Here is a 25396-nt window from a genome sequence, read left to right on the forward strand (position 1 = left end):
AGATATATTTTATTGTGTTTCTAATTGTGATAACTGCTTGCCAACATTGTGATTATTTAGTGTCTATCGCACACATGGACAAGCACCAACGAGCCATATGTCCGCACTGCGGTAACACTTTAGCCAACTGTAAAATTGACTATAATCAAAGCATTAATGCATTTGGTTTATCTTCAATATTATTTCTTTTAGTTAGTTTACACCCCCACTTTATTTCGTATGCTCAGCATGGTTTAAAACAATCAATTAGTTTAATTGAAGCAATATCATTGCTCGCAACTAATTTTAGCGCACTACTTGCTGGCTTACTTGCATTCACCATCTTATTAATGCCCTTGGCTGCACTGGTACTCATTATGTTGGCGCACTCCCCATTTTGGCGTCACCTTAACCCGGGCAATGCCCGCATAATTGTCAGGGCACTGATGTTGCTCAAACCGCTAAACTTAGCTGATATATTTTTGGTTGCAGTGCTTATAAGTGCATTTAAACTGACGGAATTTGCAGAAATAGAAGTTGGTCTCGGGTTTTGGTCTTATATTTTATTTGTTTTGTGTTTTATAGAAACACTCTCGTTACTCAATAAAGAGCAATTGTGGGAAAGAGAACAAGTCACTTATTGCCCAGACGAAAAGACCTGTGCCCCACGAGCACTTCAGCAATCATTGAAAAAATGCCACGTCTGTGGGCAACTAAGTAAAGAAACTCGCTGCCCAAGATGTACTACGAAGCTTAAATTTCGCAAATCAAATTCGTTAGAGAAAAGTGCCGCCTGGATGATCACTGCGATGGTGCTGCTAATCCCCGCGCTTTCCCTACCTATTATGGATACGATTAATTTGGGACTTCACACCAAAGCTACAATCTATAGCGGTGTTGAAGTTATGTGGCATGCAGGTTCCTACCCTGTTGCCATTCTCATTTTTGTGGCGAGCATTTGTATTCCTATCATTAAAGGGGTTGCTCTCTTTTACTTAATTTACCAAGTAAAGCGTTGCACTAAACCAAAGCTCGCGAGCAAACTGTACAGAGCACTAGAGTTTATGGGTAAATGGTCGATGATTGATGTTTTTGTTGTAATATTATTAGTCTCACTTGTACAGCTTGGCACTGTTTTAAGTGTTGAACCTCAATCAGGTATTGTGTTTTTCACAGCTATGGTATTATGCCAAATTATATCCGTGAACCATTTCGACCCTCGACTACTTTGGGATAATTTAAATAAAAATGAATGAGCAAGCTTATATCGAGTCAAAACCAAAGTTTTCTGTTATTTGGATAGTGCCTATTATCGCAATTGTGATCACAGGCTGGATGTTATATCAACATCAAGCAAATAAAGGGCACACCATTTTCTTAAAAATGGATAACGCTGATGGCATCATCGCGGGTAAAACCGAAATTAAAGTCAGAAGCGTTCAAGTTGGGTTAGTCGAATCTCTAAAACTACAAATAGAGCAAAATGCTGTAATTGCCACAATACGAATTTTTAAAGATTACGACACACTGTTAACTAAGGATGCTAAGTTTTGGACAGTGAAGCCTCGTGTCGATGAATCGGGTATTTCTGGCCTCAATACGCTTCTCTCTGGTGCATACATCGAACTTTTGCCGGGTGAAAGTAACGAGCAAGCTTCTTTATTTACCATGCAAAATCAACCTGCCTTGATTGCTCCTGATATCGAGGGCTTGAGGTATAGCTTAAAGGCAGCTAACGCAGAAGTCTTGGACGTTGGAACAGGCATCTTCTTCAGAAATTATAAAATCGGTCAAGTTGAGACAGCAAGTTTTAATGAGAAAACCTTAGAGATGGATTATGGTATTTTCATCAATTCTCCATATAACGAATTGATATCAAAGAATGCTATATTCTGGGTGAACTCTGGCGTAGAGGTTGATTTGTCTACTGAGGGCATAAGAGTATCTACAGGTTCGCTGTCAAAGTTAATTAAAGGGGGGATTTCTGTTGATTATCCGCCTAATACCTCGGCGGATGGACTTGCAGAGCAAAACACACAATATAAGCTACATAAAAATTTTGCTGTGGCGCTAGAAAGACGATTTGACTTGTTTGATTTATACCTCGTTGAGTTTGAACAATCTATCAAGGGACTAAAACCTGGCGCACCTGTAGAGTACCGAGGGATGAGAATTGGTACGGTTGAGCAGGTCCCCGCACACATTGTTCGCAATGGGCAACCCTTGTACTTTCAACAAGATAACACTTCAATCCCAGTATTAATCAAAGTCGAATATGGCAGGATCTACGATGTTGATGAACAAGCTAAAATGTATTGGCAAAGTAATATTGACAAATGGATTAGAAATGGACTCAGGGCCTCATTAAAAAGTGGTAATTTGTTAACTGGTGCGGTATATATAGAGTTAGACTTCTACAGCGCAGCAAAACCTGAAACCATTGCAAAACACTCTGTGTACCCAGTTTTACCAAGTGTACCAAGCGGGTTTACGGCGCTTTCAGAGCAAGTTATCGCGTTGCTTAACAAGCTAAATAAATTACCGTTAGACGATACATTAAGCGAAGCAAACAAAACTTTGGTTGCTTACAAACAGCTTGGCAGTGAAACAAAGCAACTAATTGAAAATTTAAACAACAAAAAAGTACCGGAAAAAGTGGATAAGAACCTAACCCAATTACAAGGCACGTTGACCCAATTAACTTCAAGCTTGAAGCAATTTGAAAAAACACTATCAACTTACCAACAAGGCTCAGGTGTTATGGAGCAACTGACAGATACGCTCAGTGAACTTGAAAGCTTGTCAAACACACTAAAGCCCGTCACCAAGGGCCTCAACGAGCAACCAAACATGCTAATTTTTGACAAAGACGCATCTGAAGACCCAACGCCAAGGAAACGATGATGAAACTCCCAATTTATCTTGGTTTAATCTCATTACTATTGATAGGTTGTAGCAGCAATCAAAATACGCATAAGTACTACAAATTTTCAGATCAAAATTTGCAAGTATCTGCGACGCAGAAAACAACAACAGGTCACCTTTACTTAGAAGATGTGTCCATTATTGGCGTATCAAACCAGCAGGCCTTTGTCCAATACACTAAACCAAATACTGTTAATATCGCACGCTTTCACTTTTGGGCAGAGCACCCTAAAAACATGCTGACACAGTTAACACAAAGCTATTTCCACACATTAGGGTTTACTGTCGTGCCCAGAGCACTCGCAGGAGATGTTGAAAAACCTTTATTCTCACTTAAATTAGTGTTGAATGAATTCGCGGGCCATTATAATAAAGGTGCTTTATTAAGTGGAAATTGGTATTTATATAAGCAGGAACAAGGTGAGCTTAAGCTTATTCAAACTCAAAGATTTACATTGAACAGTCAACTAAGTAAAGATGGGTTTGAAGCTTTGGTGTCCGCTCATCAACAGAACTGGATAAAACTTATTGATACAATTCATCAAGAAGCCTTATCGACTCATCTCAAATAAATTTATAAGTGAATAGCCTGTCTATTTTACCAACCTGACAGTTTATTTCGCCACTCAGCTTAAAACCAAGGCTTAGCAACAATTTTTGGCTTTTCAAATTACTGATAACCGTAATTGCGTGTAACTTACTCAGCTGCATATTGTTTTTAGCCATACAGATAAGGCTGTTACAAGCCTCAGATGCAAACCCTTGCCCAGTATACTCGTCTAAAAATGCATAACCCAAATCTGGCCCTTGTAAATAAGATCTTTGATAAAACCCTGCGATACCTATCTGTAACCCTGTCTTCAAGCATACAATATAAGGGGCAAAACTTTGGGCTTGATACTGCATTTGAAAAGAACGCTTAATATAATCATACGCACTTTTACGATCTCTAACCTGTTTATCACCAATATTATCTATAAAGCTCTTTTGATTAAGGAGCTTTATAATAAAATCAGCGTCATCAAAGTTTGCATGTCTGACTTCACACCTATGTGTTTGCGCGACTAATTTATTATGCATATCTACCAACTGTTATTATATTAAAAAGGCAATGGGGTTAGACATTGCCTTTAAGATAATATAAACATGTACATACAATGTATATTGTAAATCTATTTATATTTTACCTTTTTGTATAGCTCTTTCATCGAGTTTATCTTTGTTTGGTTAGGCAAATCAGCGAATGCATGTTCCTTGAATTTACTGCCTCTCAACTGAACATTTAAGCGCGGTGCACTTTCATTCATAATCGTCTTTTCAAAATATTGCTTAATGTCATCTTTAGTCACTTCTTCAGCTGCCTGAATTAAGCGCGCTTGTGAATCGAAAGATAGCGTATTTTTGTACCAATCAGTAAAGAAAGGCTCTGCTTCATCAGCAAGGTTTTTGGGCTCTTCTTTTAAATTCGCCAATGTGGACGCTTTAATTTGCGCAAACTCTTCGTCAGTTAACTTTTGTAACTCTTCTGAGTACTCAAGTTTGAAAGCATCAAAGCGGGATTGCATTTCTTGCGGACCTTTAACTGGTGTTTGAATAAACAAACCGATTGCAGAATATTCATCAATACTGGTTGAAAAAGCGCCCACAGCATATGCAAGTTGCTCTTCTGTACGCAGAGTATTAAACGCTTTTTGCCTTAAGTGGTTCTTCAAGATCAAAGCAGTCGCCTTTTGCGCATACCCTTTTACTGGGTGGACAGACACATCAACTACCGCAACATCCGCTACGTCGACATCTTTTTGTAATACGACATACTCATTTAACTTAGGTTGCCAAAAGCCGGCTCTAACGTACTGAGTTTGTTCAGCCTGTTTACCAAAACTATGTTCAAGACGCGAAACAACCTTTTCAATATCGGCCTTATTATAATTACCATAACCAAACACGCGCACTAAATTGTTTTCAAACAAATCTAACTGCGCCTGTTTAAAACTCTCTATCGTGATCCCTTTGGCTGCATCAATAAGTTCTTCGGCATCAAAACTGCCCTCACGGGTTAATTGCCTATAGGCATCAAAAGCTTGGTAATACGGTATCTGCTTGCCTTTGTTTTTCACTGCTCTTACATACCTGTCAATCGCTTGATCAAGCTGTTTTTGAGTTGGTGTGACCGCAAAACCCTTCAGAGCCTCATCAAGTAACTTCAGCTGTTTATCAGTAAAACCAGATAAAGATAAAACAAGGCCATTTGAGTTTCTCAGATTGAGCCCCATGCCAGCTACCTGAGCTTCGGTTATTAATTTCGCTTTTTCAATTTCATAAAGATCTACCCAAATACTGGCAGATACACGCGCAGCGATATCATTGATTGGCAGCTCGCTATTTAAGAAAATTTCAATGTTGCCTTTAGGTTGCTCTGCAAAACGCTCACTTGATTTAAGCCAAGCTTGAACTCTGTCGCCATCATAGACTTGCTCTACATTGTTAGTCGCGGCCGTTTTCAAATCAAAATTCTCTGGCAATAGTCGATTTACACTCGGTAAACTGAGGGCAAATTCACTTGGCTGAGACCATGATGCCACTTCACTTTCAGAAATAGCTTCAACTTTGTATTCACCATCATAAAAATGCAATTTACTATCTACAGGTTCATTCTTGCTGATGTACCATACTCGCATAGACTGAGGAGTAAGCTGGTCCAAAACCTGTTTTACCGCTTGGCGATCAAACTTGGCAAAATGATAGTTCGCATTAACAGCATGCGTGAGTGGGTAATCCTGCATATTCGCGGCGAGCGTGCTGACATAAGAGAATTCATCTCTTTTTTCTAAAAATCTAAACTGATTGTCGAGAGATGTTTTGATTTCTTCGAAATATTTGCTATCAATACCCTGCTCTTTAATCAAGTTTATATACTGCATTACGGTCGCAACAATAACCTCACGTTGATCCATACCCTGATCTGTTAGTTCAATTTCAACATTGAGTACGCCATAGTTTCCGTAGTGATTGGCTGAAGCATTTGCAGTCAAAGAAGCTATCAAACCTTTATCTTTAAGAACCTGCGCAGGGCTGCCTTGCATTTCATTACTCAGTAAATAACTCACAAAGTAATTTGGTTTAACTGCAAAGTCAGACATATTATTTTCAATAATAAATTCTACGTTAAGTGACTTAACATCTTTATTCGGTCTGTAATGAATACGCTTTGATCCGATTTGGTCAAAATCTAATTTGGTTGTCACAACGGGCTCAGGGATCTGCTTGTTTTCTATCCCACTAAAATGCGCTCTTGCTTTTTGTTCCATCTCAGCAAGCGGCATATTTGATACCATGGCTAATTTCATGATATTTGAAGAGTAGTACTTGTTATAAAAGGCGACTGTTTCTTCGTGTAAATTGCTGTTTTCTTTATCGCCTAGTGTTTCCAAATTACCAATTAAGAAACGGTTTGCAGGGTGCTCCCCCAATAAATCTCTAGCAAGTTTAAACTGACCAAAAAAGTCCATTTCTCGACGCATTGACCACTCGGCATTTACTGCATTCTTTTCTTTCTCAGTATATTCCGGATAGAGTTTTGCTGACTTAAAAAAATCAGAGAATCTATCCAGCGCTTCATCAAAAGCATCATTGTTTATTTTAACCATATAGTTGGTAACATCTAACCAAGTATAGGCGTTGTGAGACCCGCCATTTTTTTGTACAAATGCCGCATACTCCTCTGGATCAGGATACTTTTCCGTCCCTAAAAACAACATATGTTCCAAGTAGTGCGCCATACCCTGTTGTGTCATAGGGTCGTGCAATAAACCAATACCAACACTCAATGCGGCGGCAGACTTCTCAGCACTGGGATCTGACACAAGTACCACATCAATGCCATTATCAAGAGTCAGTATTTTGTATGCCCTATCATCATTAGGACTCACAATTAAATTATCTGCAATAAGTTGACTACTAGAATTACTAGGAGTCGTAGAGGAGCAAGCTGTTAAAATACCGAGAGATATAGCACCCAAAGCCAATAATTTTTTCATATACTTTCCATTCAGAGTATGCATTTAGTCCTAAACGACACTGCATACTACATTAAACAATTATTCATATACTGATATTAAAGTCGCATACGCACAAGTACAAGCTCAGAAAAAGTGTAACTGTTTGTTAAACATAGATAAGACCCAATAAATAACACGCGTATCCTCAGTTTTTAATCCCATTGCCCACTGATTTAGTTTTAAAAATGGACAAAAAGGTTAAATTTTATGATCAAAAGTGTTTTTTTTGATTCAAAAACGCTCTAAACTGCCTAAAACCGCACAGTAAGTAAGCTGACGATACAGGGCAAGTAGTATAAAAATAACAGGGGCTAAATTATGATTGAAGAGCAAATTTGCGACTTTGGTATACATGCAGGGGAACCATACAGTAAATTACCAGCATGCTTTTTAAACTGGATGGTCGAAACTAACCATCAAAAGCAAGAATACGCCAAGTGTGAATTGAATAGACGAGAAGAGGCTGTGATGAGCTCTCGTAATCACTCCAATTCACCAACTTTGTAATGTCATTTTCGTGTAATTGCTTTAAACTACGCGCATAAATAAGTTCAGATTTTAAAAATAATTTATGCGCATAATTATTTCTTTGTTTTTACTCTCTTTTTTAACTGCTTGCCAGCTAATCGAAACCAAGGCAAATACGCAGTATCTCACCGTTTTACACACCAATGATAATCATGGACGCTTTTGGCACAATGAAAATGGCGAATACGGCATGGCAGCACGCAAAACGCTTATTGATAAGCTCCGTGATGATGCAGAATCAAAAGGCCATAGTGTGATTCTTTTGTCAGGTGGTGACATTAACACCGGTGTACCAGAGTCGGACCTCCAAGTTGCAGAGCCTGACTTCAAAGGTATGAGCATTATTGGTTACGACGCCATGGCGATTGGTAATCACGAATTTGACAATCCATTAAGCGTACTAGATAAGCAAATCGTTTGGTCTAACTTTCCAATATTGTCAGCAAATATTATCGATAAAAACACTAATCAACCTGCTTATCAAAGCTATGCCATCATTGAAAAGAGTGGGCTAAAAATAGCTGTTATCGGCTTAACAACTGTCGACACAGCAAAAATTGCAAACCCAGAATACATTGGTCACCTAAACTTTATTACGCCTGCTGCGGCAACACAGCCATTAGCTGATAAAATTAAAGATAAATATAAGCCAGATGTCGTTCTTGCCGTTACTCATATGGGTCACTATCATGACGCAAAGCACGGAATTAATGCCACTGGAGATGTCACGCTTGCCAGAAGTCTTAAACCAAATACGCTCGACATGATCATTGGCGGGCATTCTCAAGAGCCTGTATGTGTTGATAAAGATGGTAATCCAGATGCTACCTTCTCTCCTGGTAAAGCTTGCTGGCCAGATCAACAAAATGGTACTTGGATCATGCAAGCACATGAGTGGGGGAAATACGTCGGTAAAGCCGTCTTTAAAATAGAAAAAGGTAACAAGACGTTATTAAGTTACGAGCTTGTGCCTGTAAATTTAAAAGACGTAAAAGGCAACTTCATCACGACCGAAATCTCAAAAGATCAAGCGCTCTACGAATTCCTTTTACCGTATCAGCAAAAAGGCTCAGAAAAACTCTCTGGCGCAGTAGGCAACATCGATGCTTTCTTAGATGGTCGCAGGGACATTGTTCGATTTGAACAAAGTAAACTTGCTGACTTGATAATCAACGCTCAGGCAGAAGCAGTTGGCGCCGATTTCGGCATTATCAGTGGCGGAGGTATTCGTGCAAGTATTAAAGCAGGCGACGTCAATTATAAAGATATTTTAACAGTTCACCCATTTAAAAATCGTATCGCCTACATAGATTGGCAAGGCCCTGAGTTATTAGAGTACCTAGCCATAGTTGGTAGCTTCCCACCTGATGCTGGTGCTTATCTGCAACACCACAAAATTGACTTTGAAATTGAAAATACTAAGGTTGTAATACACTCAATCAATGGTAAAAAGTTTGATATAAATGGGACATATAGAATGAGTATCAATAGCTATAATGCAGCCGGCGGCGACGGATACCCTACTTTAACGGAAAAGAAAAACTTTCAAATTACTGACAGTACTGATGCACAAGTACTTCGTGCGTATATTGAAAAACACTCACCAATAAAAGTCGAAAATCTTTAAAACTATATCAAAATAATTTAAGCATGTAGTACAAAACCTACATGCTTAAGCCTTTGTTACTTGCCTATAATTTCAATATCGCCCTCTTGTATTTGCGTCAAAGCGTAGCTATGCAGCTTAGAACGTGATCCCTCACCATGTGCTTTTGGTGGATAGTACTTTAATTTTAAGTCTGGTGAGCTTAGCAATAACTCATCTAAAGATGCACGAATTTCACTTAATGTTTTTTCTAAGCTATTTGAAAAGTTTGGGCGTTTTCTAATTGTGTGTCCCAATGCAACTAAACGATGGAAATATTTATCTGCCATGTCGAGTAACTCATCAGGCAATTCTTTATTCTGATTTAGTGATGCATCCGGATACGATTTACAATATTCAAGTAAGGCTAAGTAAAAGCATAATGGCTTATTTGCCAACTGAACTTTTACTTCCTTGTCTGAGGTTAATTGCAAGGTTTTAGAGTATAAATCAATTTGCAACGCGGTTTTCTTTGGTGGTGTATTCTTTTTCTCTGGGCGAGTCTGTGCTTTACGCTTTGTTCTCGTTATATTCTTTAGCAATGCAAAGTTAAGGATTGCAAATACCAAAGGAAAAATAAGTAAGAAGTTATTATGCTCTTCATTGATTTTTAATAATATGTATGTTCGATTTCCAGGAGAATTCAATTGCTCAACGCTCTCCCCTTCAGAAGGTAAAATAGGCGAATTTGAAATCGCCAATAATTTAATTCGGCTATTTTGTTCCTGCAAGCTGACGTTTATACCTTCAATGTAGCTTTTAAGCGCCTCAGGATCGCCAGAATAATTCAACATAGGATCTGCTAGTGGCAATCTGTATTTATCTAGTGAGACCCTCAATTTTACCTGTTGCTGCTCATGATAAATCACATCTTCAATCGTCGATTTTGACATCAAAACAAAAATAGCTGAAAAGAATATTAAATATGACGTAAACGTTGCCAACTTCTTTAGCTTTTTCATGGCCGTTCTCCTAAAAACTCATAAGGAAAAGCGCGACATTGCCAATACTGTTTGACACTATCAAAATAGCTTGAACCCGAATCTTGAACGATTTGATTCAACAGGCGCTGCAATGAACACGCAAGCTCTGTGTTGTCATTCAGCATTTTTAAATACCATTTACTGCCACTAATATTGCTGCCCGTTGGAGTAATATAATTCTTAGAAAAATATGCTTCATCATCTTCATTCCAATAAGTTGCAATGATATCCAGCTCTCCAGAGGAAAGCTTTTCTCTTAGCGTTTTATGGGACGTCACATATTGAATATCGAGTGCATCAATATCTATGTCGAGCAGCTTAAATGTTTGTTTAGGCAAAATATGACCTGATCTACTTGTGGGGTAATCGAGTAAACCAATTTTTTTGTCCAAGAAATAAGCTTTTTCAAGTTTTGGCTTTTCTCTATTCGAAATAAAAAACGCGGTATATTCAGGGTAGCCAATCACAGCACGGTAACTGTACGTTGATTCAGCCATCAATGCCTTCATCACGTTGTCTTTTGACAAAGTCAAATCAGCAAGCCCTTTGGCAATAAAATCAATTTGCTCAGCTAAATTACCACTCCAATATACATTTACTAACCCATATTGCTTGGCAAGCACAGGGTCAGCACACAGTTTTGGTGCAAGTTCATCAGCTAACTTTTTAACTGGTACATGCACATTAAACGATTGAGTATTAGACACAGAGCGAGTTTTACATTGCACGTGCTTCTCTAGAAGGTTAGGTAATACGACCGAAGTCGCACTATTTAACTGCTTTGCAAGAAAAAAGCAGGCCAAAATGGACAGAAACAAAACTGTAACAATGGTTGTATTATTGCTTAATTTGAGATTGTAATTCACATCAATTAGATTCTTTTATTTCCTACATGCTTATTAGATCAACTTTAATTACTTATTGCAACAGGTAAATTTACCAATAAAAAGTAAACCTTTGATTTTAATACTTTATTAATAAGAAATTATGAATTCTATTGACTCCTTTTTTTTTCCTAAAAAAACCGGACAATTGACCTCATTGGAATTCACGGTAATTTTTTGATTTACATTTAGTCGAGCGAGTGATGTTTAGAAGTTCAATTCAAGTTTTAGTACTGGGAACATGCCTAGTAAGCAGCTCTGCCATTGCCTGGGGTCAAAACGGGCACAGAGTAATAGGTGAGCTCGCTCAAATTAACCTCACTCCGACTGCAAACTCTCATGTGCAAATGCTACTAGGTGATGATTCATTAGCAGAAGTATCTACATGGCCAGACGAAATGCGTTCAAGCTCAGATGCCTTTTGGCGTAAACAGTCTGCTAAATGGCATTACATCAATATTAATGACGCTTCGAAAATGCACCATCACAACAATCCATCTATAGAACATAAACACCAAGTAAAGCACATTCTTGATGGTATCAACTACTCAATTAATGTACTCAATAACGCCTTCTAATACAGAAGACAAGCAATTCGCTTTAAAGTTCCTCGTCCACTTAGTTGGGGATGCACATCAGCCATTTCATGCAGGAAGAGCAGCTGATCTTGGTGGCAATAAAATCGAAGTAGAATTTTTTGGAAAGTCTACTAACCTTCATAAAGTTTTCGACACGGAGTTAGTGGAGCACCAAAAGTTATCATACACAGAATTTACTCGCTCAGTAACAACCTCGAACAAACAACTTATTGCTGATTATTTAAACAGCGCCCCTTCTGATTGGTTATTAGAATCAAACGAAATTGCAGAGAAAATATATCAAAGCAATGAAACTGAAATAAGTTGGGGTTATATATATAAGCATACGCCTACTATTAAACTGCGCCTACAACAAGGTGGTTATAGACTGGCAGGAATACTAAACCAAATTTTTGACACTAACTCAAAGCCTTTAATTAATGCGCTTGCTATAAATAAAAGTTTTGAAAAATGATATTTAAACTAACTGATAAACCTAATAACACGGGAAACAACATAATGAAAACGCAACTACGCAAAACGGCACTTTCTCTAGCGGTAATCGCTGGCCTTGGTGCTAGTGGTGCTGCTAGCGCGAACTCTTTAACAGCAACTATCAAAGGTACGGTCGTAGGCCCTCAAGGAAACCCTGATACTTCGTCTGTAATCACCATCATTCACGAGCCTACAGGTTCAAAGAAAACTTTTTCTCCTAATGATAGTGGTGTGTTCAATGCGTCTGGTTTGCGCGTAGGTGGTCCTTACACTGTCGTGATCGACTCTCAAAAGCACAGAGATAAAACGCTAACAGATTTATTCCTTACCCTAGGTAAGACATCTGCTTTAGATATTGCACTTAACTCTGATGTTGAAACAATCACAATCACAGGCTCTTCTCGTCACTCAATCATCAACGCATCTAAAGACACTATCGGCAGTGTTTACGGCGCGGCTGATATTGAACGTGCACCTTCATTTGACCGTGACCTAAAAGACATTGTTCGTCAAAACCCTCTTGTGAACATCTCTGATGATTCACGCGGCGAAATGTCAGTTGCTGGTGTAAACCCTCGCTTTAACAGCATCTCGATTGACGGTGTTAAACAAAATGATGACTTTGGTCTAAACGACAATGGTTACCCAACAAATGGTTCTCCTATTTCTCTTCTAGCTATTGACCAAGTTTCTGTTGATATCACACCATTTAACGCAAAAGCGTCTGGTTTTACAGGGGCATCAGTTAACGCAGTAACAAAGTCTGGTACTAACGAGCTTTCTGGTGAATTCTTCTATGAGTACGAAGATGATTCATTAGCCGGTACGCCAAAACGTGAAGACGGCACAGATGTAGATTTACAGTATGAGCGCAAAACATTTGGTGCAGCGCTTGGTGGTAAAATCATCGAAGATGAGCTTTTCTTCTTCGTTGCTTACGAAGAATCAACAACACCATTTGTAACTGAATGGGGCGTGCAAGGTTCTGGTGCAGCAAACGAAGTCACTTGGCTATCTAATGCTGACATCTCAGATGTGCAAAGTGTCGCTAGCAGCAAATATGGCGTTAATACTGGTGATGCACCAAACGGTTTAGACAATGATAGTGAGAAATTATTGTTAAAACTTGATTGGAATATCAACGACTATCACCGTGCAGCGTTCACTTACCAAGACTCAACAGATAACTCAATCACGCCGCAAAATACACGTGATGATCGTTTCTCTTTATTAAGTAACTGGTACGATAAAAAAGGCGAAATTACGTCTTATGCTGCTCAGTTCTATTCAGATTGGACTGATGAGTTTTCAACTCAGGTAAAAGTCTCATATAAAGATACTAAGACTAATCAAGCACCTTTCTCTGATGCACTTAATGATGCAAAAGTTGGCCAAGTGCGTATAGACTTTGACGACAATAGATTATATTTCGGTACAGATCCATTCCGTCACGCTAACCAGCTTGAAAACACGACAACGACAATTGATGTTGAAGGTGAGTACCTATTTGATTACCACACACTAAGCTTTGGTATTGGTGTTGAAAAGATTGACGTATTTAACCAGTTTGTACCATTCTCACGTGGTGACTGGACGTTCGACTCTTTGGAAGACTTTAAAGCAGGTAAAGCGAGTCGCGTTTCTTATTCAAACGCACATACAGGTAACCCGAATGATGCTGCTGCTGATTTCGAAGTGCAAAACCTACATATGTTTGTTGAAGACCGCTGGGATATCCAAGATGACCTATGGATTAATGCAGGTGTTCGTTATGAGCGCATTTCAACATCAGGTTTAATCCGTGAAAACAGCACTTTCACCGGTTTGTACGGTTTCTCAAACACCAACAGCTTAGATGGAAAAGACATCGTCCTTCCTCGTTTAGGCTTTAACTGGACTGCGGCTGACGACCTTACAATCAGTGGTGGTGTGGGTCGCTACTACGGTGGTACCCCAAATGTTTGGATCTCTAACTCTTATTCAAACGATGGTCAAATCAACGTACGTGCTAATACTGACGGTGTAGATTTAGAAAACCCTAACTTCACTCAACCACCAGCTGGCGCAACTCTTGAGCCGGGCAACGGCGACGTAAACCTTATCGACCCTAACTTCGATCTACCATCAGAGTGGAGATATGGCATTACAGCTAACTACTCTGCAGACTTCTCAAGCATTGGCCTAGGCAATAACTGGGATTTTGAAGCAAGCTTCATGTATGTTGAAGAACAAGATGCCGTTCGCTGGTACGAACTGTATCGTCAGACACAAGAAGTTGTCGTAGGTCCAGATGGTCGTAATATTTATGTCGGTACTGGAGAGCGTGACCGTGCTGATATCATGTTGACAAATGGCGATGGTGGTACGCGTAAGACATTTACATTAAGCCTATCAAAAGCATTTGAAAACGGCTTTTATGTAAATACCTCTTATGCAAACCAAGACGCGTCATCTTTAGTAGGTGGTACTTCTTCAACGGCTAACTCAAACTATGAAAAGTACAACACAGCTGATAGAAACAACCCTGTTGTTGGCCGCAGCCGCTACGAAATTGAACATAGCTTCAAGCTAAATGTATCATACTCTACTGAATTGTTTGCTGGTTATAAGTCTACTTTCTCATTACAAGGTGAGCGTAGCTCAGGCAGACCTTACAGCTGGATCTTTGATAATGGATTTGACACTTTTGGTGGCCAAAATAACTTCGACGACGGTGAATTCCTAGCTTATATCCCAACAGGTGCTGATGATACTAAAGTAAGATATGCTGACGGCTATAGCTATGAGCAATTAAAAGCATTAATTGACGAAAATGGTTTAGGCGGTCACGCTGGCAACATCGTTGATAGAAACACAGTTACGGGTCCTTGGACAACGCGTTTAGACTTTAAATTCACTCAAGAAATCCCTGGATTTATGGAAGGTCACAAAGGCTCTGTATATTTCTCAGTTAAGAACCTACTTAACCTAATTGATAGTAGTGCAGGTAAGGTTTACAGAACTGATTTCTTCAACAACCGTGATTTAGTAGGTGTTGAATATGACCAAGCAACTAATCAGTATGTATACAGCGAAGGGTATGAAGACGAAGCGCCTACAACATTTGATGCTGAGCGTTCTTCATGGCGTATCAAGTTAGGTGTTAACTACAAATTCTAATATCTAACTTAAACATGTAATTAGATACCAAAGGCCAGTTTAATTTCTGGCCTTTTTTTATGCCTTTCACTCTATTAAATTCGCCTATTTCTACTCAATATCATTAAACTTTTCACTTATATTCATATAACATACACACCAAAAGGAATATAATATTCACGAAGTTAAGCACTTCAAGTATATATACATCTACATTTTGAAAAGGATAAATTCAAATGAAATTAAAAACATTACTGTTAAGTGTAACCATATTTGGCAGTATCGCTGCCACACCTACCTATGCGACTCAGCAAGAAGCTGACGCAGCCAGCGCAGGCGAGCAAATTTTAGACCTAGCCAAAGATCAATTGCTATCAGGCGTCGGCTCTTTACTATTCAACCGCTTTTTTGGCTCTAGTGGACCTAATTATGTCATGCTCAGTGAAGCTAGTTTACAAGCAATTCAGGAGCGTGTGAGAGCTGAGATCATCAGAGATGCTGAGTTTGAATTCATCTCAGAATTTAGGTCTTTAGAGTCATCAATGGAACATTATTCAGACACTGCCAGATATGGTTCGCCAGATCTTGCTTTGCTAAGTAGCTTACTGGTTAAGTCAGAAGACGTTATTAATCATAGAGCGCTAAATGTTCGTTACAACAACGACTTCTACTATATGGCAGATACCTATGCACTTGCAGCATCAGTGGTAGTTGCAATTTATACCGAGCGCTATTTGCAGGGCTATGTTTCTAAAAGTGTCGTCTCAACCAAAGCACAAAACCTAGCGAATATATTAGATACGATGCTGAGAAAGAAAAAAAGTGTCGATTTGCCTTTGCGTGAACGCTGTGAAGAGCCAGATCCTTATGATCAAGTCGTAGAATATAAATGCTCACTACGAGACCCTCATGGCAATACAATCACTTCATATGTTATTGAACCTCAGTATCCAGGCGATGAAGCCTATTGGGAAAACTTAAAAAGAGTCAAAGAGGCTCAGTATAGAAAAACTAAATTTGATGGTATTCAAACGGTTATAAACAAGTTACGTAGCCTTTAGGGCGAGAAACTTTGGCGCATACTAGTATATCGTGATGCGCCAATTCTAGCCTACTCTTTATCAACGCTTTGTGATAATTTTGAGATAAGCTTTTTCAGAATATCTTTTTCACCTTCAGAGAAATTTTCTAACAAAGCTTGTTCCCACTCTAAGGCTTTTGGCGTCAGCTGTTTATACAAATCGAATCCCATATCAGTGCATTCTATAACTGTTGCACGCTTATCGTCCGGGTGCTGATTAAGACGAAGGAATTGCTTCTGCTCTAATTGTTTTATTGCACGTGACACCGTAGATTTATCCATATTAGCTAACTCACAAATTTGCTTCGCCGTTGCAAATTGAATATTTATCACATGCGAGAGCACGCGCCATTGAGCCTGAGTTAATCCGGCTTCTTGGCTATAAACGTGTGCAAAATCGTTACTTACCTTGGTAGACAAGGCGACAAGTTGATAAGGCAAAAATTGGCTAATATCTAAAATCTTTGATTTACTCACAGTGCAAAGCACCTCTCATTTTTGTAATTATTAATTTACAGTACATCTTTATCAGGATGTTTGCAATTACTCTCACATGAGAGTATCTTACAGAAAACATCAATGGAGTCTACGTAAAATGAGTACAGAATTCGACTATTTGACAGGATTTGGTAACGAATTTGAAACTGAAGCACTACCGGGTGCGTTACCAGTAGGACAGTTTTCACCGCAAAAAGTGAAATACGACCTATACGCAGAGCAATATAATACAACTGCATTTACAGCCCCTCGCGCTGAAAACCGCAGAAATTGGTTTTATCGTATTCGTCCATCTGTTTTACAAGGTGAGTACCAACCAATGGACAATGGCCTAGTGAGAACAGGTCCTATTACAGAAGTACCAACGCCACCGTCAATGCTGCGTTGGAACCCAGTGGAAGTGCCTACTGAGAAAACAGACTTTATTGATGGTCTAATTACAATGGCCGCCAATGGCAGTGCAAATGGCCAAGTAGGTATTGGCATTCATGTATACGTGGCCAATGCCTCAATGGAAGGCCGATACTTTTATAATGCTGATGGTGAGTTATTATTTGTGCCTCAGCAAGGTGAACTCGTATTACATACTGAGTGCGGTAAGCTGGCGGTTAAGCCTGGTGAGATTGCAGTTATCCCACGCGGTTTAAAGTTCCGCGTTGAGCTAATTAGCGAACATGTACGTGGCTTTATTTGCGAAAACTATGGCCACCCTTATGTATTGCCTGAACGTGGACCGGTTGGCGCAAATGGTTACACCAACGAACGTGATTTCCAATACCCTGTCGCAGCATTTGAAGACTTAGAAGGTGACTTTGAACTTGTTGCTAAGTTTAATGGTAACCTATTTCGTTGTGATATCGGTCATTCTCCACTGGATGTGGTTGCATGGACAGGTAACAGCGCCCCGTATAAATATGACCTCTCGCGCTTTAACGTGATGAATACAGTGAGCTTTGATCACCCTGATCCATCAATATTCACTGTCTTGACCTCTCCTTCAAGCGAAGAAGGCGTTGCTAATGTTGATTTTGTTATCTTCCCACCGCGTTGGATGGTTGCAGAGAATACGTTCCGCCCACCATATTATCACCGTAACATCATGAGTGAATTTATGGGCCTTATCGAAGGTGTGTATGACGCAAAAGAGCATGGCTTTGTGCCTGGTGGCATGAGCTTGCATAACTGCATGTCTCCACATGGTCCTGAAGCTGATGTATTTGAAAAAGCCTCAAACGCAGAACTTGAACCGCAGCGCTACGAGAATACCTTGGCGTTTATGTTTGAATCACGTTATGTGATTTCTCCAACTAAATACGCGCTGGAAGGTAAAGAGCGCCAACCACACTATTCAGATTGTTGGAAAGGCATCAAAAAGTACTTCAAAGGTGCATAATAGATAAATCTGCTTAAAAAACTATATGTATATTGGCCACTGCAATGTGGCCTTTGTCGTGAATAAGGATTTAAAATGAAACTATATACTTACTTTCGCTCGTCGGCGGCTTATCGCGTTCGCATCGCGCTCAACCTGAAAGGTATTGAGCATCAGCTTGAAGCTGTTAACTTGTTAAAATCTGAACAACAACAAGCACCTTACACAGATAAAAACCCACAAGGCCTATTGCCAGCAATGGAAACTGAGCAAGGTACTTTAGCGCAATCTTTAGCAATCCTAGAGTGGCTAGAAGAAACACACCCAGACACACCTCTTTTGCCATCAGATCCATGGCAAAAGGCACAGGTACGTAATTTCAGTTATGCCATTGCATGCGATATTCACCCTATTGATAATTTGCGTGTTCTTAAATATTTGAGTGGTGAATTAAACGTAACTGATGAGCAAAAAACGACTTGGTATAAACACTGGGTCATTGAGGGCTTTGAAAAGCTAGAGCCGACATTAGGTGAAGGACCTTTCTGCTTTGGCGAACAACCGACGTTGGCAGATCTTTGCCTGGTACCACAGGTATTTAATGCACTGCGTTTTAAAGTCGATATGACACAATTTCCAAAAATTGCAGCCATTTACACACACTGCAACACGCTGGAAGCATTTATTAAAGCAGCACCCGAGAATCAACCGGATGCAGCTTAATTAAATCAAGTATTGGGGCGTTATTTTAATGCCCCATGAACTTGATCAATATGAGACAATAAATCGTGACCCAAGTCAGTCAAATAACCCCCATCAGGTCTATCTATTACGCCTTTCGCAAATAGCCGCTCAGCTGCTGCCAAAATGCTTTGATCCGCACTGCTATGTATTTTGAGGCCTTGGTGCAAACTACTCCTTGGAAATTTTGCCAATAGTTCTAGCTCCGCCATTAACTGAGTGTCAAATGCCATACTTCCCCCTATTACAATCAAGCTACCATTCGGGCATGACTTGTGCTTACATTTTAATATAATCGGTCAGACGGTTTTGCCGCTGACAATCCTTTTGAACAGCCGTTTTCAGTACTAGGTTGTTACAGTAAAATTAGTGCCGATAAACGTACTTCGACCTAATAAACATTAGCCCAGACTATGAGTAATGCCATGTATAAGATCAATTTTTTATCATTTTTAATACTTTTTTTATCTTGTTTGCCATTAAATGCAAAAGAAAATTCGCCAAGGGTATTTATTGACTCACCTCAGCGCGTTTGCTGGTTCAATTCATCTCAATATAGCGAAGGGTCATTAATCAAACAGTTTAATGAACTTTATGTTTGCAGTCACAAATATACAAACCAACCAGATAGCCAGCTTGTATGGTTAAAACTAGATGAAAATGGGCAGCCTAAAAGGCTGGATCTCAGAGGTAAGATAAGAGTACACTAGCGCGTCACGAATTTTAGGTTTAAACATGAGTACACAGCAACCAAATAACCCACTCCATGGTGTAAAACTACAAGACATAGTTGAAAAGCTTGAAGCTGAGCTAGGCTGGGAGGAAATGGCGCAGCATGTTGACATCAACTGCTTTAAAAAAGACCCGTCCGTTAAGTCTAGTTTAAAGTTTTTGCGCAAAACGCCTTGGGCTAGAGACAAAGTTGAACAGCTATATTTAGACACTTTTCACGGCTTTGCATGGCCAACCAGTCCTCAAAAAAAGTAACTACTGACAGTGAGAGGTGAACGCCTCTTGCTGATAAAATCAATTCAATTTAAGCTTTTCATAACTATTTGTAATTCTTCTCGTCACATGAGGTGAAAGACCTTTATTACAGGCAAAATATAGTTCAGTATCCAAATTACGCAGGGTTAAAACCGGCTCTAATAGCGCACTATTGGGCTCATTCTGTCTTTTAAATTCAAACTGATTGTCGCTTAGAATAACCAAGTCGACAAACTTTCGCCTCGTTGCAAGTAACTCAAATACTCTGTCAAATGAGTTTATTAATACTAAATTGTACCCTTCAATAAACCCATTCTTAATTAAAAACTGGTGACTGTAGTTATCTTTGATCACTGCAACTTTATACTGTTTTGTGTCTTCTATTGTTTCTAGAGAAATTTGCGACGACTTGAGCGCATAAAAGGAAGTTGTAAACTTACTAATGGGGAAAATCCAATTAAACTTTTCACTGCGGACTTCATTTTTGGCCATCGAGAAGATACACGTATTCTCATCTCGTGCTGCTGTATTGTATGCCGTCGTCCAACTCTGCACAGAAATTCTATAGTTTATTTTTGACTCATCTAATACCGCTTTAACTTTGTCTACCGCACTGCCAACTAATTCGCCTTCACCATTAAGATATTGAAACTTAGGAAAGTTTTCAGTCACTATATTGAGCGTATAATTAGCTTGAGCGAATGTCGCAAACAAAAAGAAATAGCATCCAAGCACCCACAAATACAACACTTCTCTCCAATCAGACTAGGTATATTTATACAAACTATAGGTAAGAATCGATACTCTGTGAAATGTGTAGGAAAAGATATTTGAATTGGGTATTCACAGGGGAGTTAAAGGTGATGAAAGGAGCAAATACCCCTCTCATCATATCTGAGCTTATGCTTTGTTCATTGCATCAATCAAAAATGCAGAGATCTTAGCCCCTTCTCGTAAAGTCGTTTCTGAGCTAGATTGCCCAGCTAAAGAACTATCTGTAAACGGTGCAATTTCCATCATATCAGCACCTGTAATTGGGAACTCTTTAGCAAGTGCTTTCAAAATCGTAAGCGCTTCCTCAGGTGTTAAACCGCCTGTTTCAGGTGTACCTGTCGCCGCAGCAAACTCTTCATCAAGGGCATCGATGTCAAAGCTAACGTACAGCTCATCAACATTATCAGCTTTAAGCTGCTCAATAACACCAGCAACAATTGCGTCTGCGCCTTTTTCGCGAATTTCATGTGCCCAATGCTGCTTAACGCCAAAAGTACCTTCCCAGTGCTCTTTCGCTTTTCCGCTTGAACGAATGCCAAACTGGATAAGATGATGTGGAGCCGGTAAAAATTCAAGAATGTGAGTACACCAAGAGCCAAAGCACAGATCGATGCCTAATCTTTCTACTAACAAGTCAGTGTGCGCATCAAAATGAATGATAGCCGTACGCTTGCCCTGCTCTCTTTTTGCTTTTAAGTAGGCTTTTGTAAGTGGGTAACTGATAGAGTGGTCACCGCCAATACCAAATACACCTTTATCTGGATAATGCTTATAAAAACCGTCACAGACGTCTTCAGTGATTGAAAGCGGTGCCACAAAGTACTCACTGTTTTCGTCTTGATAAAGCGCTTTTTGACAGTTTGAGATCGTACCTTCATTTAAATACTTGTCATGAAGTAAGTGAGGAATAACACGAACATCACCTAAATCAAATGCTGATGTTTGCGGCTGTTGCTCTATTAAAGTACTTCTTAAAAACAGTGGACCCCAGTTTGCACCACGTAAAATACCACCACCACAGTCAGAGCTAATACCTAAAATCGCGGCTTTATGCTCACTCGCATCAATTGCTTGTAGCGAGTCTTTCCAAAGCGCTTCAACACCTTCTGTTTGGCCATATAACTTTTGTCTAAGTGCGTCCTTACGCTCCTTAGCTGTATTTACAGTGAAAACACCATCACCTGGTGGACACAAACAATTTTCTAGTTTTTCAAGGTATTGTGATTTGCTGTTGCTCATAGCGTGCTCCTCAATAATTTGCATAATCATGCTAAATTAACTCTACTTCAAAAACGTATTCCGCTATTGAATTTAACCCATTTCCAATCGTACTCCCCTTTAGGTTTTTCAAATCGAAATTGAAAAAACGCTTTAAATTCAAGGGAGTTATTATTAAAAATAATGAGCTAAGAGAAAATTACAATTAGAATAACGCTGATATAACATGGTGGAAATATAAGTCAACCGCTAAGAGGAAATTGCGTTTTACTCTAAGCGGTTGAATATTCACAGATGATGTCTAGTTATTCGTATCCTCTGGGTTTTTTCGTTTTTATAATTGCGATATAGCCATGCCAACTTGCGTAAGATAACAACGGCATGATGATGATAAAGCCTGCTGCGCCAGTTAAGAACCCGATGACAACAAGCGTGACTATGGTTAAGCCCCACACAATCATCGCTGGTACATTAGTCCCAACAGCATGAATGGAGGACACTACCGCAGTCATTATGTCAACACGGCGTTCCATCATAATTTGAGGTGTAAATGCCGAAATGGCAAACACAGCCATCATAAGAATGCCACCGACAATAGAGCCTAATGCCAAAAAGGCAGACAACTGTTCAAAATTTGGGTTTGGCACATTCGGGTATAGTGCATGTATTAGTGCAGCCAAACGCATCCAGACTATCATGATCACCATTAATAGAATTGCAAAACCCCACTCACCTGCTGGGTTTCTGAACATAGACTTTAAACTGTGCATTAATGTTGGCTTGTGGCCTTTTTCTAACTCCCAAGCAACATCATACAACCCAGCGGCAAATGCCGGACCAATTAAGGCAAATGCGACGGAGGCAGGTAAAATCACTAAATGCGTACCAGACTGAAAAACAAGCCACATTATAAATGCAGGAATGATACTAAAAACCAAACCGTAAACTAAGCTAAGAATTGGCGCTCTAACAATATCCTTACAGGCTAATGATAACCAGTGAAATGGGGCGAGTGCTGCTATTTGGTTACTCTCTAAACACCGAGCAAACTCCGGATTTTTATCTACTGAGTGAGATGTTGGCATAAAATTGTCCTCTCTACATTGCTATATTAAGGTTTAGATTAGCGAAGCCCAACATGCAAGCATGGCAATAGTTCACTTATGTTTTTATTGATCAAATCGATATTATGAGTTTGTTAGTAACAAGTTTACCTATATTGCAACCAAGCTCGATTTTAAAGTAACCAGTTAACTAACTTGCGCCGATACAGAGGACATGTGTCCTGTACTTAAATCTCGCTAACTTTAACCATTACGTTTTAGAACACAGAAAGGTTTTTTATGGAAAAGGTATTTCACTTAGGGTTGACCAAAGCAGATCTTCAAGGGGCAACACTTGCTATCGTGCCTGGCGATCCTGAACGCTCAAAGCGTATTGCACAGCAATTAGATAATGCTATTTGCCTTGCACAAACTCGTGAATTTCACATTTACCTTGCGACAATCAAAGAACAACCTGTGGTTGTCTGCTCAACGGGAATAGGCGGACCATCTACTTCAATTGCTGTTGAAGAACTTGCTCAGCTTGGTATCAAAACTTTCCTACGTATTGGAACAACAGGTGCAATTCAGCCGCAAATTGATGAAGGCGACATTCTTGTCAGTACTGCATCTGTAAGATTAGACGGTGCAAGCCAACACTTTGCGCCGTTAGCTTACCCGGCTGTATCTGATTTCCATAGCACGCAAGCAATGGTACAAGCATGTGAGTTTGAAGGCGTGCCATACCACACGGGCATTACAGCATCTAGCGACACTTTCTACCCTGGACAAGAGCGCTATGACACCTTCTCTGGTTATGTTTCTAAAGCATTCCAAGGCTCATGTGAAGAGTGGCAAAAGCTTAACGTTATGAATTATGAGATGGAATCGGCAACGCTATTTACTATGTGTGCGGCGCTTGGGCTTAAAGCAGCTTGTGTTGCTGGCGTATTAGTTAACCGTACGAGACAAGAAATTCCTGATGTTGACCACCAGTTAGTTGAAAAACGCGCTGTGTCAGTGGTTATCAAAGCTGCAGAGATACTGCTTACACAAGCAAAGTAGGCTGGCGCCTACTTTGTACTAAAATACGTGGTGTATCAGCGGTAAGTTACCCTTTAAGCTCGTTAATACAGCTTGCGCCACGGATTTTTGATTTTCATTTCCCGCTTTTTCAACCAGTGTAATACGTTCTACATCCGCTTCATTTAAAGCTTCGCCTGCTAAAGCTAATTGGCTTAAAACGCTATTCATTGGCGATAGGCTTGGGCTATACGCTGCATTTTCTGCATATCGACCATAAAATGCTCGGCCATCTTTTAACACAAGCTCAGCAGCAGACAGATTTTGTGTATAGGGCACATATGCATAACGAAGGTGTTGCTTGAGTGCTTCAGAAATAGGTAAATCAATATCAATATCTGATACATCGCTTGCCATCAAAGAAGATGCGTTGCCCAAATCACCTGGTCCAAAGTCACAGGGAAGCAGTTCACTTAAAATATATTTTCCAGTTGGTAGTAGTATGCTTAAGTTACCAGCTGAGCTTAACTCATTCATAAATTGACGGCAAAACCCACATGGCGCCGCATTAATCGCTATTGACGTGATCTCATTTGCACCGTTAACCCATGCATTATTAATCGCCGCTTGCTCTGCGTGCACTACTAAGGACAATGCTTGATGTTTAAATTCAAGGTTTGCACCTAAATAGAGGTTCCCAGTGATTTTGTCGAAGGCGACTGCACCAACAAAAAATGAGGAAATAGGCGCTTGAGAAAATTTTGCTGCAACAACAAGCAAAGCTTGCTGTAATTGCTCACGATCGCAATTGAGCTTTTTGGTCAGTTCCGATACCACATCTGATGCAATAACACCGTTTGATTGCTTTGCAATATCGTAAATATATTCTTCTGTTTTGCTGTCTATTATTACCATAATTTAATTATTATAGAATATGGCATGTCAGTTTACGCAGGTTTTATGCGTTACTCAACCATTCCTTTGCAGATTTAAAACATTCAAAGTTTTCTGCATGGATACCGAACCTTTTAACTTTTTGTAAAAATAAATCGTGCATATAACCTTCAAAACCGACTACCCGAGCAATTTGCATATTTGTTAAATAGTGAGCCACTTTTGGCATCACATTAACGATGTCAATTGCCGCAAACTTATGTTCCAGCTCAGAGACATCCACAAGTACTTTTTTACTACCATGCTGCTCCGAGTAGACTTTTGCTGCTTTATAGGCATTCACTACATCTTCTGCTCCGGCTTTACCACGCACCGTCATCAGAATTAGAGAGGTTGTTTGATCAAAGGTAATACTGGTTGATAGTGCTGACATAGAGAACTCTGCAAAGGAACTAATTAATAAATTTATAAATAGGCTGAGGATTTTAATTTAATGGGCGCTGCTGTCAATAAAATAAGATTTAAAAATGAGTAAAAAACAAAAAACCAACC

23 protein-coding genes and 1 pseudogene are annotated in these 25396 nt (G+C 39.5%); 13 read left to right on the forward strand and 11 right to left on the reverse strand.

The annotated features are described in order from the left end of the window. Window positions 1-26: 26 nt before the first annotated feature. From AC2CZC_RS24615 to AC2CZC_RS24625, 3 genes are read left to right on the forward strand one after another with little or no spacing between them, the layout of a single operon-like run. Window positions 27-1235 (forward strand): PqiA/YebS family transporter subunit, encoded by a 1209-nt coding sequence (locus tag AC2CZC_RS24615; protein ID WP_484585008.1) that lies wholly within the window; start codon window positions 27-29, stop codon window positions 1233-1235. Next, window positions 1228-2883 carry an intermembrane transport protein PqiB gene (gene pqiB, locus AC2CZC_RS24620; RefSeq protein ID WP_484585009.1) on the forward strand — a complete coding sequence of 552 codons (1656 nt, stop codon included), beginning with the start codon at window positions 1228-1230 and terminating at the stop codon, window positions 2881-2883. Before AC2CZC_RS24615 ends, pqiB begins: the two co-directional genes overlap by 8 nt. After that, the gene (locus AC2CZC_RS24625) at window positions 2880-3476 is read left to right on the forward strand and encodes a PqiC family protein (protein ID WP_484585010.1); all 597 of its coding nucleotides are present in this window, start codon (window positions 2880-2882) and stop codon (window positions 3474-3476) included. The genes pqiB and AC2CZC_RS24625 overlap by 4 nt, the downstream gene beginning before the upstream one ends. On the opposite strand, the gene AC2CZC_RS24630 is transcribed toward AC2CZC_RS24625, so the two are convergent. Next, window positions 3469-3984 carry a GNAT family N-acetyltransferase gene (locus AC2CZC_RS24630; RefSeq protein WP_484585011.1) on the reverse strand — a complete coding sequence of 172 codons (516 nt, stop codon included), beginning with the start codon at window positions 3982-3984 and terminating at the stop codon, window positions 3469-3471. The two genes, AC2CZC_RS24625 and AC2CZC_RS24630, sit on opposite strands and share 8 nt — an antisense overlap. Before the next feature lie 92 nt (window positions 3985-4076). Continuing rightward, window positions 4077-6941, reverse strand: a complete 2865-nt coding sequence (locus AC2CZC_RS24635) for an insulinase family protein (RefSeq protein ID WP_484585012.1) — start codon at window positions 6939-6941, stop codon at window positions 4077-4079. Between the two features lie 339 nt (window positions 6942-7280). Here AC2CZC_RS24635 and AC2CZC_RS24640 point away from each other — a divergent pair, with 339 nt between their 5' ends. Both AC2CZC_RS24640 and ushA read left to right on the forward strand, forming a co-directional pair. After that, complete coding sequence (locus AC2CZC_RS24640; RefSeq protein WP_484585013.1) at window positions 7281-7469, forward strand: hypothetical protein; 189 nt, start codon at window positions 7281-7283, stop codon at window positions 7467-7469. A 64-nt stretch (window positions 7470-7533) separates the two neighbouring features. Further along, complete coding sequence (gene ushA / locus AC2CZC_RS24645) at window positions 7534-9117, forward strand: bifunctional UDP-sugar hydrolase/5'-nucleotidase UshA (RefSeq protein WP_484585014.1); 1584 nt, start codon at window positions 7534-7536, stop codon at window positions 9115-9117. Window positions 9118-9173: 56 nt separating this feature from the next. On the opposite strand, the gene AC2CZC_RS24650 is transcribed toward ushA, so the two are convergent. Together AC2CZC_RS24650 and AC2CZC_RS24655 are read right to left on the reverse strand one after the other, a co-directional pair. Beyond that, entirely contained in the window at window positions 9174-10097 is a 924-nt protein-coding gene (locus AC2CZC_RS24650) for a hypothetical protein (protein ID WP_484585015.1), read from the reverse strand. Further along, window positions 10094-10984, reverse strand: coding sequence for a hypothetical protein (locus AC2CZC_RS24655; RefSeq protein WP_484585016.1), 891 nt, complete (start codon window positions 10982-10984; stop codon window positions 10094-10096). Before AC2CZC_RS24655 ends, AC2CZC_RS24650 begins: the two co-directional genes overlap by 4 nt. A gap of 329 nt (window positions 10985-11313) precedes the next feature. Between AC2CZC_RS24655 and AC2CZC_RS24660 the strand changes: the two are divergent. The 3 genes and pseudogenes from AC2CZC_RS24660 (at window position 11314) to AC2CZC_RS24670 (ending at window position 16274) form a co-directional block, all read left to right on the forward strand. Then, window positions 11314-12055: pseudogene (locus AC2CZC_RS24660) on the forward strand (S1/P1 nuclease). Between the two features lie 44 nt (window positions 12056-12099). Next, a complete protein-coding gene (locus tag AC2CZC_RS24665) occupies window positions 12100-15234 on the forward strand; it encodes a TonB-dependent receptor (protein ID WP_484585017.1) in 3135 nt (1044 codons plus the stop codon). Window positions 15235-15449: 215 nt separating this feature from the next. Beyond that, window positions 15450-16274 (forward strand): hypothetical protein, encoded by an 825-nt coding sequence (locus AC2CZC_RS24670; RefSeq protein ID WP_484585018.1) that lies wholly within the window; start codon window positions 15450-15452, stop codon window positions 16272-16274. 50 nt (window positions 16275-16324) lie between these two features. Here AC2CZC_RS24670 and AC2CZC_RS24675 read toward each other — a convergent pair whose 3' ends face one another. Continuing rightward, window positions 16325-16771, reverse strand: a complete 447-nt coding sequence (locus AC2CZC_RS24675; protein ID WP_484585019.1) for a MarR family winged helix-turn-helix transcriptional regulator — start codon at window positions 16769-16771, stop codon at window positions 16325-16327. A gap of 118 nt (window positions 16772-16889) precedes the next feature. On the opposite strand from AC2CZC_RS24675, the gene hmgA reads away from it, so the two are divergent. Both hmgA and maiA read left to right on the forward strand, forming a co-directional pair. Continuing rightward, window positions 16890-18185 carry a homogentisate 1,2-dioxygenase gene (gene hmgA / locus AC2CZC_RS24680; protein ID WP_484585020.1) on the forward strand — a complete coding sequence of 432 codons (1296 nt, stop codon included), beginning with the start codon at window positions 16890-16892 and terminating at the stop codon, window positions 18183-18185. A gap of 75 nt (window positions 18186-18260) precedes the next feature. Beyond that, window positions 18261-18887: a maleylacetoacetate isomerase gene (gene maiA / locus AC2CZC_RS24685; protein WP_484585021.1), complete on the forward strand. Its 627-nt coding sequence runs from the start codon at window positions 18261-18263 to the stop codon at window positions 18885-18887. Window positions 18888-18907: 20 nt separating this feature from the next. On the opposite strand, the gene AC2CZC_RS24690 is transcribed toward maiA, so the two are convergent. Continuing rightward, window positions 18908-19138: a TIGR02647 family protein gene (locus tag AC2CZC_RS24690; protein ID WP_237136562.1), complete on the reverse strand. Its 231-nt coding sequence runs from the start codon at window positions 19136-19138 to the stop codon at window positions 18908-18910. 192 nt (window positions 19139-19330) lie between these two features. Between AC2CZC_RS24690 and AC2CZC_RS24695 the strand changes: the two genes are divergently transcribed. Next, entirely contained in the window at window positions 19331-19615 is a 285-nt protein-coding gene (locus AC2CZC_RS24695; RefSeq protein WP_484585022.1) for a DUF1496 domain-containing protein, read from the forward strand. 25 nt (window positions 19616-19640) lie between these two features. Further along, complete coding sequence (locus AC2CZC_RS24700; RefSeq protein WP_063363650.1) at window positions 19641-19892, forward strand: VF530 family protein; 252 nt, start codon at window positions 19641-19643, stop codon at window positions 19890-19892. 39 nt (window positions 19893-19931) lie between these two features. Here AC2CZC_RS24700 and AC2CZC_RS24705 read toward each other — a convergent pair whose 3' ends face one another. The 3 genes from AC2CZC_RS24705 to AC2CZC_RS24715 form a co-directional block, all read right to left on the reverse strand. Further along, on the reverse strand, window positions 19932-20642 hold the full coding sequence (locus tag AC2CZC_RS24705) for a transporter substrate-binding domain-containing protein (protein WP_484585023.1): 711 nt from the start codon (window positions 20640-20642) through the stop codon (window positions 19932-19934). A gap of 150 nt (window positions 20643-20792) precedes the next feature. Further along, window positions 20793-21905 (reverse strand): arginase family protein, encoded by a 1113-nt coding sequence (locus AC2CZC_RS24710; protein ID WP_237136560.1) that lies wholly within the window; start codon window positions 21903-21905, stop codon window positions 20793-20795. Between the two features lie 284 nt (window positions 21906-22189). Next, window positions 22190-22969: a DUF2189 domain-containing protein gene (locus AC2CZC_RS24715; RefSeq protein ID WP_063363648.1), complete on the reverse strand. Its 780-nt coding sequence runs from the start codon at window positions 22967-22969 to the stop codon at window positions 22190-22192. Window positions 22970-23227: 258 nt separating this feature from the next. On the opposite strand from AC2CZC_RS24715, the gene udp reads away from it, so the two are divergent. After that, window positions 23228-23992 carry a uridine phosphorylase gene (udp, locus tag AC2CZC_RS24720; protein WP_484585024.1) on the forward strand — a complete coding sequence of 255 codons (765 nt, stop codon included), beginning with the start codon at window positions 23228-23230 and terminating at the stop codon, window positions 23990-23992. Window positions 23993-24010: 18 nt separating this feature from the next. Here the strand turns inward: udp and cdd are convergent, their stop codons facing one another. Continuing rightward, window positions 24011-24865 (reverse strand): cytidine deaminase, encoded by an 855-nt coding sequence (cdd, locus tag AC2CZC_RS24725; RefSeq protein ID WP_484585025.1) that lies wholly within the window; start codon window positions 24863-24865, stop codon window positions 24011-24013. 43 nt (window positions 24866-24908) lie between these two features. After that, window positions 24909-25277 carry a hypothetical protein gene (locus tag AC2CZC_RS24730; protein ID WP_063363645.1) on the reverse strand — a complete coding sequence of 123 codons (369 nt, stop codon included), beginning with the start codon at window positions 25275-25277 and terminating at the stop codon, window positions 24909-24911. Window positions 25278-25396: the final 119 nt, after the last annotated feature.

It is taken from the genome of Pseudoalteromonas sp. MMG033, assembly GCF_057197785.1.